Here is a 13004-nt window from a genome sequence, read left to right as displayed (position 1 = left end):
GTTTATGGTCTTGATGGTCTGCCACCGCCGCCTCCGCTGCTGCTGCCGGTGCTGCGTGAACTGCCGCCGCCGCTTGAGCTTGATGATGCCGGTGTATATGACGGTTGAGGCTGCGATGCACGCTCAACCTGTGGTTGCCTGTAAACAGGCTGCGAGTCACGTGTAGGAGCCGCATCTGTACGGGCCGGGCGTGCGTAACGGGTGCCCGTGTTATTATTATAGCTGTTGCTTCCGTTGCTACCTGTACTATATGTACTGTAAGTATTTGTGCGGCTGCCAAGAGGTCTGTTACGGCCTCCTGGAACATATCCTATGCCCGAAACGGCGCTGCTAACAGGGCGACCGCCGCTACCTGCAAACGGATTGCCATTGCCACGGTAAGGTCTTGCCGTACCGGATGAAGCATAACCGCCTCCGTAATAACCGCCATAGCCACCACCGTATCCGTAACCACCGCCGTAATAGCCGTGTCCCCAGCCGCCGTATCCATAGCCGTAACCTAAACCTAAGCCACCATAACCGTAGCCAAGGCCCCAGCCGTAACCGTATCCGCCGTAGCCATAGCCTAAATCCCAGCCGCTGTAATAGCCAGGGCCGCCATAATAGCCTAAGCCACCGTAGCCTAATCCGTAGTTATAGTAAGGGTAGTTGTTATATGCTGAGTAAAAGTCGTCGTAATAGCCAAAAGGGGAGAAGTAGCTGAAACGGTTTATGCGTGTAGCATAATCATCATAATAAAAGTAGTCATCGTCGTCATCGCTGTACCCATCCTGGGCAGCCGGAGTTTGGTTGTAGGCTGGCTGCTGTGCATAAACAGGTTCATCGCCCGCTCGCGCGTCAGAAAAATAAACGTCATCATTACTTTGGTTTGATGCAAGCTTGGTTGTAGAGCAGGAACTCAGCGCCATGGCACCGATAATAAACATTCCTATCGCGATGTTCCGTTTCATATGCAGGTAAGTAAAAAGTGCAAGGTCAAATAAGTTTTAAATTTATAAATTTGGCAGCAATATACAACAATTACACAAGTCCAAATTCTATCCAATCAATATGAGCAAAGGTGTTATTAGTAAAGACGAAGATTATTCGCAATGGTTTAACGACTTAGTAATTAAATCTGACATGGCCGAATATTCGCCGGTTAGGGGCTGTATGATCATTAAACCGTACGGTTATTCGATATGGGAAAAGATCCAGGCGGTACTTGACGAGATGTTTAAAGAAACCGGGCACAGCAATGCCTATTTCCCGCTTTTAATACCCAAGTCTTTTTTTAGTAAAGAAGCCAGCCATGTTGACGGTTTTGCAAAGGAATGCGCCGTTGTAACCCATTATCGCCTCAAAAATGATGGCGAGGGGAATATTATTGTGGATGAGGAAGCTAAGCTTGAAGAAGAGCTGATCATCCGCCCAACATCAGAAACTATTATCTGGAACACCTATAAAGGCTGGATCCAATCATACCGCGACCTGCCTATCCTGGTTAACCAGTGGGCAAACGTAATGCGCTGGGAAATGCGTACCCGTTTGTTTTTACGTACCAGCGAGTTTTTATGGCAGGAAGGCCACACCGCGCACGCTACAGCTGAGGAAGCTATAGCTGAAACCGAGCAAATGCTTGATGTATATGCTGATTTTGCCGAAAACTGGATGGCGTTGCCTGTAGTAAAAGGCCGTAAAACAGCTAATGAGCGTTTTGCCGGCGCATTGGATACCTATTGTATTGAGGCTTTAATGCAGGATGGCAAAGCTTTACAGGCCGGTACATCACACTTTTTAGGACAAAACTTTGCAAAAGCTTTTGATGTAAAGTTCACCAATAAAGAAAATAAGCTTGATTACGTTTGGGCTACTTCATGGGGTGTTTCAACCCGTTTAATTGGTGCGCTGATCATGGCGCATAGCGATGACGCCGGTTTGGTATTGCCTCCAAAAATCGCCCCTATAAAAGTTGTTGTAGTGCCTATCTATAAACATCAGGAAGAGCTTGACAATATTTCGGCTTATGTAGCAGCGTTGAGCAAGGAGCTTAAGGCAAAAGGCATTTCGGTTAAGTTTGACAACCGCGACACCCATCGTCCGGGTGCTAAATTTGCCGAGTACGAACTGAAAGGCGTGCCGCTGCGTGTAGCCATTGGCAGCCGTGACATGCAGAACGGTACTGTTGAGCTGGCCCGCCGTGATACCAAAACCAAAGAAACTGTTAACCAGGAAGGCCTTGCACAGGTCATCGAAAACCTGCTTGAGGAGATTCAACAAAATATCTACAAAAAAGCTTTCGATTTCCGTGCCGGGAATACCAAAGAGGTTGATACCTGGGAAGAGTTTAAACGTGTACTTGACGAAGAGCCAGGCTTTATCAGTGCACACTGGGACGGCACATCTGAAACCGAACAAAAAATAAAAGAGGAAACTAAGGCGACAATCCGTTGCATACCTTTGGATAATAAACAAGAGGAAGGTAAATGTATTTTTACCGGTAAGCCTTCTACGCAGAGGGTTCTTTTTGCAAGGGCGTATTAGCCCCCCGGCCCCCTAAAAGGGGAGTGCTGGAGTAGAGGGCTAAATTTATGTATCCATCCCTAAAGGATATAATTAATGTAAACAGGTTTCATCGTAGGGATTGAAACGCATTCCAAACACCCCCTTTAGGGGGCTGGGGGGCTTATGAAATTCGCAACTAAAGCAATACATGCAGGGCAGGAGCCCGATCCAACAACTGGCGCTATCATGACGCCGATATACCAGACATCTACTTATTGGCAGAAATCGCCGGGGGATAATAAGGGTTATGAGTACTCACGTGGTACTAACCCAACTCGTAAGGCGCTGGAAGATTGTTTGGCTGCTTTGGAAAACGCGAAGTTTGGTTTGGCTTTTTCGAGCGGTATGGGTGCTACCGATGCCGTAATGAAGCTGCTTGCTCCGGGCGATGAGGTGATTACCGGTAATGACCTGTACGGAGGTTCATATCGTATCTTCACTAAAATATTTGCTAACTACGGCGTTAAATTCCATTTTCTGGACTTGTCCGATCCGGAGATTGTTCGCGCCCACGTAAATGATAAAACCAAGCTGGTTTGGATAGAAACACCTACCAACCCAACTATGCGCATTGTGGATGTGGAAGCCATCGGCAAGATCACCAAAGAAAAGAATTTGCTTTTTGTGGTGGATAATACCTTTGCTTCGCCGTATCTGCAAAACCCGATAGATATGGGGGCAGATATTGTAATGCATTCCGTAACCAAATACATAGGTGGCCACAGCGATGTGGTAATGGGCGCATTGATGCTGAACGACGAAGAACTTTACAAAAAGCTTTGGTTCATTTACAACGCCTGTGGTGCCACTCCGGGGCCTATGGATAGCTTCCTGGTGCTGCGTGGTATCAAAACCCTGCACCTGCGTATGAAAGCTCATTGCGAGAACGGCAGGCAGATAGCCGAGTTTTTGAAAGATCATCCTAAAGTTGAAAAAATCTACTGGCCGGGCTTTACCGATCATCCTAATCATGACATAGCTAAAAAGCAGATGCGTGATTTTGGCGGCATGATCTCCATTGTATTGAAAGATGCCGATCTGCAGGAAACTTTCCGCATCGCGTCATCATTTAAAGTGTTTTCACTGGCCGAGTCATTGGGTGGTGTTGAATCATTGATCAATCACCCGGTAAGCATGACCCACGGCTCCATCCCAAAAGCCGAGCGTGAAAAAGCCGGTGTAGTTGACAACTTGCTGCGCCTAAGCGTAGGGGTTGAGGATATTGAGGATTTGTTGGAGGATATCAAGCAAGCGCTGAGCTAAAAAGGAGCCTTTAATCAAAACTTTCTTATGGAGGATTGGATAAAGGAAGCTATTGCGTTTTGGGATGAATGTGAGGTTAACATGAACCCACCCGCAACTGCCGCGGATTTCGGGAAAGCTGAAACTATTTTAAGTTTTAGCTTTCCTGATGATTTTAAAGCGCTTTATGCTGTTGTGAACGGGTTTCATGATTATGAATGTCAAGAGTATATGTTTTCTTTTTGGTCACTCGATAGGATTATAGAAGAATTTGTCGAAAGCAAGGATAAAAATATTATAGGCTTTTGTGATTTTTTAATAAATAGCCACGTTATTGGCTTTAAGAGAAATACGGTGGGCATTTTTAATGATTATTCAACTGACCACGAACCTATCGCTCTTACTTTTATAGAAACAATAGGTATGATAAACAGTGGTTCACGTGAAATATATTAAATGTGAACTTTTCGGCACATGGATATGGGATCTGATAAGAACAATTCCCCCTTTAGGGGGATAGGGGGCGAAGCTTTAAAAGCCTTCCTCGACGCTAAAGTTGCCCAGTACAATCGCCCTGAATTTATTGAGAATGATCCGGTGACTATTCCGCATATGTTTAGCCAGAAGCAGGACATCGAGATCATGGGCTTTTGGGCGGCTACCCTGGCCTGGGGGCAACGGGTTACCATTATCAAAAAATGTAAGGAACTCATCGCCTTAATGGATGGCGCGCCTTATGATTTCATTGTCAATCATGAAGAGTCCGATCTTAAAAGACTCTTAAAGTTTAAACACCGCACGTTTAACGATGTGGATACGCTTTATTTTATAGCTTTTTTCAGGCAGCATTATGAACGCTTTGAATCGTTGGAGGACGCGTTTTTGCCCCCCGGCCCCCTAAGGGGGGAGCAAGATTTAGCTGTAGAGCATGCACTCAATAGTTTCCGGTCGTATTTCTTTTCTTTGCCCGATTTTCCGCATCGTACTAAAAAGCATGTGTCGTCACCTTCGCAAAAATCTACCTGTAAACGCTTGAATATGTTTTTGCGCTGGATGGTGCGTAAGGACGATAATGGTGTTGATTTTGGTATCTGGAACCGTATAAAACCCGCCGACCTGATCTGTCCGCTTGATTTGCATGTAGACAGGGTATCACGTAAACTCAATCTCATCAACCGTAAACAATCCGACTGGCAAACTGCCGTTGAACTAACCGAAAGGCTACGTGAGTTTGATCCTAATGATCCGGTTAAGTACGATTTCGCTTTGTTTGGATTAGGGATAGAAGAACGTTGGGGCGTGCAGCTTTAAAGATAAGCGCACTTATTTACTCAGTAAAACAATGTCTGGTTTGTTCGTTTCAATAAGTTCCGTGCGTACCAGCGTGCCGCTATTGAAATAATAGTAATGGTATGACAGCGGCTTCATTTGTGCGTCTGCCGAAGCCACCCGTCTGTAAACAGCATGTTGCGAGGTTTCTTCAACCAACTCGAGGTTATACTTTTCTGAGTTTTTAAATTCGCTTTCACTCATTCCAATGGTATAGTGTTTTACACTGCAACCGGCAAGGATCAGCAAAAAGGACAGCGTTATCAGTACGTTTTTTAAGGCAGACATGTGATTAAGTTTATTTTTCGTGTTACAGGTATGACTCTGACGAAAAACAAAGGTTTATCTACAATCTGTTATTTTTTACGATTATGCCTCTTCCTTAAAATACACTTTATAATAGTTCATTGCCCGGCCATCGTCAAAACCTTTCTCAATCAGTTCTTTATCACCATGAATGTAGATGTGAAAGTTTTTATCAAGCTTTAAAACGCTTTTATAAACGCGGGCCTGCTTTTTTACAGCGTTTTCTGAAATGATGAAATTATCAGCGATAGGGCTGTCAAACTCTTCCTCGTACTGGTTTTTAAAGTTTTTGAACGACTCTATAGCCTGCTCGTTACCTATCACTTCGTTTGAAAACTCTTCCATATCAAAAGTTTCCTTCTCCTTAAAATACTTCATAGAGCGATTGAGCAAGTCGATTTTATCAGCTTTACTCATCTCAAACTCTTCGTCGATTTTTTCGGTGATAAAGTTTTTGTAAATGCCGAGCGTATTGTTGGTTTGGTTAAAGCTGTCGTTACGAATTTTGAGCTGTAGAAAATCATCTTTCCAGAATCGGGCAGCTTCCTGTCCGGTGTTGGTTTTATCAACCACCACTACCTTATAACCGTTCTCTTTTTCAATATTGAAGATCAGTACGCCTTTATCCAATTTATTGATGTTGATGGCGTCCTGCTCATAATCAACCTGGAAACCGCCTTTATCCGGGTAGACTTTAAGATAGGTTTCCTTATTTTCTGATTTGAAAATACCGATAGCATTTAAGGGGTTGCCTTCAATTTGTACTTTGTTGAAGTAAACCACATAAAGTTCGCCGCCTTTAATGTTGGGGTGAGTGGTAACTTTATATAGATGCTTCGCTATTTTTTCAGATGCCTCGTGGAATTTTGTGTTATCATCAAACACCTGTGTAGCAAAATGGTGAAGCTCGTTTAGTTGCAGATCCCCGCTGCTATGCATCAGGTGATAAACCTCGTTAGCCTTTTCAAAAGGTTTCAGAAAATATTGCATTAGCAGGTTGGGGATTACATCATCCTTTAATTCCAAAGGTTGTTCAGAAAGTGCATACATCTCTTCCTGCGACTGATTACCAACATGATGCACCGAAATAGTTTCGAGCGAAGCTTCAAAAAAAGTTACCATAATTGCCTGCGAAGGTAAGGTTTTTAGTCATTAGGTTGATGGGGAGAGTTCATAGATAATAGTTCATGGATCATAGCCACGAGCGAGGTTTTCTTAATAGTTAGGTCATATAAATATTGGATTGTGATTGGCCGGCGGGAAAATATCCCTGAAATAACGACCTTTGTGCCCTGGTAATTAGGCAAGCTTAGGCTATGATCTATGAACCATTAACTATCAACTAAAAGATGACAGACAATACCGATACCATAGTAGCCCTTGCCACACCGAATGGGGTGGGTGCCATAGCAGTGATCCGCCTTTCGGGCCCTGATGCCATAAGCATTGCTAATAGCGTGTTTAAAGGTAAAGACCTGAGCAAGCAAGCATCGCATACCATCCATTTTGGTAGTATTGCCGATGGCGACCTGATTTTGGACGAGGTGCTGGTATCATTGTTTGTTGGTCCGCGGTCATACACCCGCGAAAACGTGTTGGAGATCTCCTGCCATGCTTCGGGATATATTGTTGAAAGTATTATTAAGCTGTTCATCAAAAAAGGTGCAAGATCAGCCAAGCCCGGCGAGTTTACCCTAAGGGCATTCCTTAATGGTCAGCTTGATTTGAGCCAGGCCGAAGCTGTGGCCGATTTGATTGCTTCAAATTCAAAAGCTTCGCAGCAAGTAGCTTTACAGCAACTCCGTGGAGGCTTTAGTACCCAGCTACAAGCCCTTCGTGAACAATTGGTAAACTTTGCCTCCCTGATAGAACTGGAGCTTGATTTTGCCGAAGAAGATGTAGAGTTTGCCAACCGCGATCAGTTGAAAAATCTGATTCATGAAATTACCAAGATCGTAGGCCGGCTTATCAATTCGTTTGAGTTGGGGAATGCTATTAAAAACGGTGTGAATACAGTAATAGCCGGCAGACCGAATGCCGGTAAATCGACCCTGTTGAACGCGCTGCTGAATGAGGAACGTGCCATAGTAAGCCATATCCCCGGTACTACAAGAGATACCATTGAAGAAGTACTAAATATCCAGGGCATTAATTTCAGGCTGATAGATACCGCCGGAATCCGCGAAGCCACCGACGCGATTGAACAGATGGGCGTGCAGCGAACGATGGAAAAGATCAGCCAGTCGGCCCTGTTGATTTATGTGTTTGATGCCGCCGAAATCACCATAGAAGAACTGAACAAAGATATAGAAAGCTTGCAAAAGCCAGGGATTACCATGTTGGTAGTAGCCAATAAAGCCGATTTGCTTAATCCTGAACAACTATCGGCTCTGCCACATACCGATAGGGCTATTATTATATCGGCCAAAGAAAAGCGACATATCGATGAGCTCAAGCATAAGATCTATTCGTCGGCAGTAAAAGATCAATTAAGCGGTGATGAAACATTGGTAACAAATATCCGTCACCTTGAAGCCCTGCAAAAAACTGAAGAAGCCCTGGTACGTGTGTTAGGTGGGATTGATGGTAGTATTACTTCTGATTTTCTGTCGATGGATATTAAACAGGCGCTTCATTATCTCGGCGAAATTACAGGGGTTGTTACGACAGATGATTTGCTGGAGAATATATTTAGTAAGTTTTGTATCGGCAAATGACACATATTTAAGACCACAAAGTATTACATAATAAAACATGATAAACCGCTTTTAATCAATGATTAAAGCGGTTTTTTCTTTGCGTTATCATTTGTTTCTTTCGCGTTGTTTTGTTTATTTTTGTACCTCAGTTGTATCTCGTTCTGAAATTTGTACCTCGTCATATTTTAAAGGGGAAATAACTTGGCTTATTTAAACTTATTTAATCTTAAATAGGTTAATTTGTAGTTATAAATATTAAAAAAGATGTCTTCAAATATCAGGGTTAAGCGGGTTTGTCAATATTGCGGAAAGGACTTTGAAGCCAGGACGACGGTTACCAAATTCTGCTCCACTGATTGTGCTAGACGTGGTTATAAGCAAAGGGTCAGAAAAGGGAAGATCGCCAAAAGTGAAGAGGAGATGAAACTGGTTAAAAGTAAACCGCTAAATGAAATCCAGGCTAAGTCCTACCTCACTGTGGGTGATGTCGCCACCTTGCTGCAAAGCAGTGAGCAGGCGATTTATGACATGATCAATTCAGGAAGATTACCGGCAACTAACCTGGGCATCAGGAAAACCCGGATACTTCGTGCAGATATCGACAAACTGTTCAATCCGCCAAAGGTAAAGCCCATGATACAGGATGTTCCGGTAAAGCCACTGCGGATCAGTGATTGTTATACCATCGCTGAGGCTGAATACGTAAGCGGTATGTCGAGCAAGGCTTTTTACGAACTTATTAAAAAACATGATGTCCGTAAAATAAAGCAGGGCAAGTTCGTCTATGTGCCCAAAAAGGAGATTCATAAACTATTTAATAAATGAAGTTATGAGTGTGACATTGAGGAAAAAAACAATTGGGAAAGGAAGGAAATCACTATATCTTGATTTCTACCCGGCCATTCCACACCCTGACACCAGGCAATTCACCCGAAGGGAGTTTCTGGGCCTTTATATTTTTGCGAAACCGCAGACCGAACTGGAGCAAACGCATAATAAAGAAACAATGTTGCTTGCTGAAAATATTTGCGCAAAACGAACACTGGAAATTCAAAACGCCTCCTATGGCTTTCTTGCGAAAGCACAGCGGCAAAGTAAGTTTCTCGATTATTTCAAAAAAGTTGCCGCAAAAAAGTCAGGTACGAATGCCTATGGATGGGAGATGGGCTGGCGTTATTTTGAAGGATATGCGGGCAAGCATATCCGCTTCTGCGATCTGACTGAAGCTTACTGTGAGGAATACCGCGACTATATTTTGTCGGGCCCGTCGGTTGGACGTCATGGAAGAGGTATCTCTTTAAATACGGCCGTCGCTTATTTTGCAAAGTTCAGATCTATGCTTAAAGCAGCATACAAAGAAAAGCTGATCACCGAGGACCTTTACGCTCAGGTGAAGCCGATCAAAGAGCGCGAGGTATTCCGGGAATTTCTAACGCTTGAAGAATTGCAGCAATTAGCCGCCACACCAAATGATGATGATCTGATGGCAAGAGCCGCACTTTTTTCCGCGATGACAGGGTTACGTTATTCGGATATCGAGACTTTGTTATGGTCGGAAGTTAGAGGCTATGAGGATAATTATTATATACAGTTCAGGCAGGAGAAGACAGAGGGAGCAGAGACGTTTCCGATTTCCAATGAAGCGCATAGTCAGTTGGGGGTAAGAGCCGAATCTGACAGTCGGGTTTTCAGAGGGATCAGGTATTCACGGCTTAAGCCTTTTCTTACATTATGGTTGACACGTGCGGGAATACAGAAAACGAACTTTACTTTCCATTGCCTGAGGCATACCTTTGCCACATTGCAACTCATTATGGGAACCGATATTCATACGGTGATGCGGATGCTGGGGCAGAAAAACCTGAAAAGTACACAACGCTACCTGCATCTGATCGATAAGGTTAAAAAAGAAGCCAGTGGCAAGATCAGTTTAAGTAATAAGACATTGAGCGAAGTTAATATCATAGACCTGCTGATGAAAGAACTGAAGGAGATCAACCAAAAGTTAGCGTCCGTATCCCCCTGAAAAGCGTTTGGAGCGACGTTTCAATACTTTTGGAATCACCTGGTACTCATCAAGCATTTGGTTTACGGTTTGGTGACGGCCACCTTTTTTGTACTCAGTCAGCTCCGATTTGCTGAAATAAAGCCGTTTACCCGGCTTGCATACAGGAATCTCACGGCGGCTGACCTTGCTGTAAAGCGTAGGTACCGCCAGGTCAAGAAACACAGCAGCCTGGTCGACGGTCAGCATCTCGTCAGTATCTTGTTCATTTGCTTTTTGCCCCTTCAGCAGGGCCTCGATCTTTTCTAATTTGGCAAATAGTCTGCCTACCATTTCAGGCAGCTCTTCAAAAGTAATTTTATTCATTGCGCTGATTGTGGTTAATGGACGGAAAGCTGATCAGGCTGCCAACTTTACGATCGAATGAAGGTTCGTAGTTCAGATAGCCATAAGCATTGAGGTCTCTGATACATTTATGGTAAGTAGTGCATGAGGAAATTTTCGCCAGCTTCATTAATTCTTTTGCAAATACACGAAAAGATTCCGGGTAATCCAGACTTTGCCAGTAATAAATAATGGCCGCATAAAGACCGCCATGCGTCACTGAAATCCTTGGATCAAACTTAGCTTTTTCAAAGAAATGCAATAGTGGTAGTATACTCATGGCAGGATAGCTTATTAATTTGTTATAATTAGAAAAAGGTTTATCCTCAGCAAAGTTAAGGGCCGATATTTATGTGTTCTCCGATTTAGTCCGACTCGGATGTCGGTAAATATGTGTTTAATCAAGAAAAAAAGCAGCTTTTCAGTAACGCCTAATCTTAACGCGGAAGTCAGGTCGGGATTGCAAATCCAGGACGGCAAGTGATCTTTGAAAAGCAAGTCCATTGATGAAATGAAAGCGCCTGCATGGTTTCTCTGAAGAGTTCTTCCGCAATACAGCATAGATTGCCTATGGCCATAACTGAATTATGAGCCCATTGTTCAAGTTTAAAAAAACTTGAGTTTTGCATGGCTACTACTAAAGCAATGGAAAGAACAAGCAAGAGGTCTGGGAACGCGAACGCAAAAAATTGCCTCAACAAGCAAAACGATTATTTTAAGGCTTCGGTAGGCGATAAGCACTCCAACCAAAAAAGCAACAATGGATGGGATACGCATAAGTGCTCGTTGCGGGTTTCCTTCGCCGAAGTACATGCTCATAAAAACAACGTTTCTGGCCATTGAATTGGCAAATACATGAAGGTGACCGATATATATGTTTAAACGTCCGGAAAGCCACCCGATAGTGTCAACAAAAAGCAACCTCAGGAGAATTGTCCGAATAGAGGAGGCCTGGCTTTTTTTGTTCGATAACCGGCTGGTTGTTCTGTTCCATGTTGTTCATTGTTAACAAATTTTCCCAATACATATATTGGGGCATGGACGTTATTAATTATTCGAATCCGGTAGCGAGTAGGATTAAATCTTCTAAAATCGCCCTGTTTAAAAGATATCTGATGTGTCAGTAGTACTTCGTTCTGCCGTTCCAATGATTATTATGATCTTGATCAGGCAGGCCACCATAATCACCCTCGTCAAAAAATAAATTAAAGTTTCCATTATAGATAATTGAGTAATTGTAAGAGAATAACAATCCGGGTGACAGTTTAAATAATTGCCACCCGGTGATAAATTATAAACCGAAGCCGTAGGCAACTCTTAAACCGATCTGGTTGATTTTTCCATAAGCAGAGTTTCCGTCAAACGAAGAGGTTCCTTCGTAACGAACGCCAGCATCAATGAATGATTTACCTCCGATTGAGAACTGGTAACCGACCTGAGGTACGTAAAGAAATGCTGCGGAATTAGAATAATTCACCGTTGACTTATTGAGTGCGAAAGCAGCACCAGCATCAGCCTGAATGTACAAATTCTCAATCGGGAAAAATTTCAGGCCCGCCATTACTGGCAGAACATGGATATCAGGAGCAGAATATCCTGTTCCTAGTACATTGTCTTTACCGAAAAAGTTGACATAACCGGCGTTTACATTTAAGTAAAATTGCTGGGCAACAGGAAGATCGGCCTGGGCAGAAGCGCCCAGATTGGCTTTATGAGTGTCCTTAAAATTGCCTAAACCTAAACCGGTTTCGACACCGACACTTAATTTGATCCCGTCAGATGGCCGGGTTGTTTTAGTTTGTGCTTTTGCGCCTAAGCTGGCTCCGAATAGTGCTGCAACCAAGATTGCTTTTGTCATTTTTGTTTTCATGATTTCTGTTGTTTTAAATAGTAAATGGATATGTTATTTGAAATTATTTATAGAGCATGTAAAATAGATCCATACCTCGTAGGAAAAGTGTGAAATACTGTGCCTTAAGGACGGTAATCAGATTGAACCCTGTTGATTTGGATATTTGCTTTTTCATGGCGATTTATTTTTCTAATGTGCTTACTAAGCTCTTTGGTATGTATTATACACAAGCTATGCCTTTGTTTTAATGTATTGAAATTCAGTAATTTGTATTATTTAATAGCAATTCCATTCAGCGTTATATCGCTTTTTTTCGAATACGTCAGCCATGATTTCGCTTTCGGTGATTTTTTTTAGTGATATTTTGGTACTTGCCGCTACCCATTCGCTAGACGGAAATGATTTGATCAGAGAGATCACAGGTAAAAAGTAAGATTCATTATAACGTTCACCGGGAGCCGGGAAGCTTCTATATTGATTTTACCTGAGGTCTATTCAGCGAAAGAGAGTAAAACCTTCAATCCTGTTGGGGTAAAAGCTTAATGTTGTGAATGCCGGCTATGTAAATGAAATGATACTACAGGCTATAATGAAGAAGGCCCAATTGCGGCGATCAGGCCAGTTAAGGCAAATCACAACTAAT

The 13004-nt window shown here is 43.1% G+C and carries 14 protein-coding genes; 7 read left to right on the top strand and 7 right to left on the bottom strand.

Annotated features, from left to right (window positions below; translation table 11 throughout):
• Positions 1-2: 2 nt before the first annotated feature.
• Positions 3-950, bottom strand: coding sequence for a hypothetical protein (locus EAH55_RS21010; RefSeq protein WP_162996944.1), 948 nt, complete (start codon positions 948-950; stop codon positions 3-5).
• A gap of 100 nt (positions 951-1050) precedes the next feature.
• On the opposite strand from EAH55_RS21010, the gene proS reads away from it, so the two are divergent.
• From proS to EAH55_RS20990, 4 genes are all read left to right on the top strand, one after another.
• On the top strand, positions 1051-2523 hold the full coding sequence (gene proS, locus EAH55_RS21005; protein ID WP_121811400.1) for a proline--tRNA ligase: 1473 nt from the start codon (positions 1051-1053) through the stop codon (positions 2521-2523).
• 144 nt (positions 2524-2667) lie between these two features.
• On the top strand, positions 2668-3807 hold the full coding sequence (locus tag EAH55_RS21000; RefSeq protein WP_112569242.1) for a cystathionine gamma-synthase: 1140 nt from the start codon (positions 2668-2670) through the stop codon (positions 3805-3807).
• Positions 3808-3834: 27 nt separating this feature from the next.
• The gene (locus EAH55_RS20995) at positions 3835-4242 is read left to right on the top strand and encodes an SMI1/KNR4 family protein (protein WP_121811399.1); all 408 of its coding nucleotides are present in this window, start codon (positions 3835-3837) and stop codon (positions 4240-4242) included.
• Positions 4243-4260: 18 nt separating this feature from the next.
• Positions 4261-5097, top strand: a complete 837-nt coding sequence (locus EAH55_RS20990) for a TIGR02757 family protein (protein WP_244228288.1) — start codon at positions 4261-4263, stop codon at positions 5095-5097.
• A gap of 12 nt (positions 5098-5109) precedes the next feature.
• Here EAH55_RS20990 and EAH55_RS20985 read toward each other — a convergent pair whose 3' ends face one another.
• Together EAH55_RS20985 and EAH55_RS20980 are read right to left on the bottom strand one after the other, a co-directional pair.
• Positions 5110-5403: a hypothetical protein gene (locus EAH55_RS20985; RefSeq protein WP_112569244.1), complete on the bottom strand. Its 294-nt coding sequence runs from the start codon at positions 5401-5403 to the stop codon at positions 5110-5112.
• A gap of 81 nt (positions 5404-5484) precedes the next feature.
• Complete coding sequence (locus tag EAH55_RS20980; protein WP_121811398.1) at positions 5485-6543, bottom strand: nucleoid-associated protein; 1059 nt, start codon at positions 6541-6543, stop codon at positions 5485-5487.
• Between the two features lie 227 nt (positions 6544-6770).
• On the opposite strand from EAH55_RS20980, the gene mnmE reads away from it, so the two are divergent.
• The 3 genes from mnmE to EAH55_RS20965 all read left to right on the top strand — a co-directional run bounded on the left by mnmE (position 6771) and on the right by EAH55_RS20965 (position 10146).
• On the top strand, positions 6771-8138 hold the full coding sequence (gene mnmE / locus EAH55_RS20975; protein WP_121811397.1) for a tRNA uridine-5-carboxymethylaminomethyl(34) synthesis GTPase MnmE: 1368 nt from the start codon (positions 6771-6773) through the stop codon (positions 8136-8138).
• 246 nt (positions 8139-8384) lie between these two features.
• The gene (locus EAH55_RS20970; protein WP_121811396.1) at positions 8385-8945 is read left to right on the top strand and encodes a helix-turn-helix domain-containing protein; all 561 of its coding nucleotides are present in this window, start codon (positions 8385-8387) and stop codon (positions 8943-8945) included.
• 4 nt (positions 8946-8949) lie between these two features.
• Positions 8950-10146: a tyrosine-type recombinase/integrase gene (locus EAH55_RS20965; RefSeq protein WP_244228286.1), complete on the top strand. Its 1197-nt coding sequence runs from the start codon at positions 8950-8952 to the stop codon at positions 10144-10146.
• Here the strand turns inward: EAH55_RS20965 and EAH55_RS20960 are convergent.
• The 4 genes from EAH55_RS20960 to EAH55_RS20945 form a co-directional block, all read right to left on the bottom strand.
• The gene (locus EAH55_RS20960; RefSeq protein WP_121811394.1) at positions 10126-10491 is read right to left on the bottom strand and encodes a helix-turn-helix domain-containing protein; all 366 of its coding nucleotides are present in this window, start codon (positions 10489-10491) and stop codon (positions 10126-10128) included. The genes EAH55_RS20965 and EAH55_RS20960 overlap by 21 nt on opposite strands.
• Entirely contained in the window at positions 10484-10789 is a 306-nt protein-coding gene (locus EAH55_RS20955; protein WP_121811393.1) for a hypothetical protein, read from the bottom strand. Before EAH55_RS20955 ends, EAH55_RS20960 begins: the two co-directional genes overlap by 8 nt.
• A gap of 326 nt (positions 10790-11115) precedes the next feature.
• The gene (locus tag EAH55_RS31555; protein WP_394339792.1) at positions 11116-11322 is read right to left on the bottom strand and encodes a hypothetical protein; all 207 of its coding nucleotides are present in this window, start codon (positions 11320-11322) and stop codon (positions 11116-11118) included.
• A gap of 478 nt (positions 11323-11800) precedes the next feature.
• Entirely contained in the window at positions 11801-12379 is a 579-nt protein-coding gene (locus EAH55_RS20945; protein ID WP_244228282.1) for a hypothetical protein, read from the bottom strand.
• Positions 12380-13004: the final 625 nt, after the last annotated feature.

Source organism: Mucilaginibacter kameinonensis (assembly GCF_003675385.1).
Taxonomy (GTDB): domain Bacteria; phylum Bacteroidota; class Bacteroidia; order Sphingobacteriales; family Sphingobacteriaceae; genus Mucilaginibacter; species Mucilaginibacter kameinonensis.
Note: the sequence above shows the minus strand (reverse complement) of the source record. Positions and strands in the feature narration are given on the sequence as shown.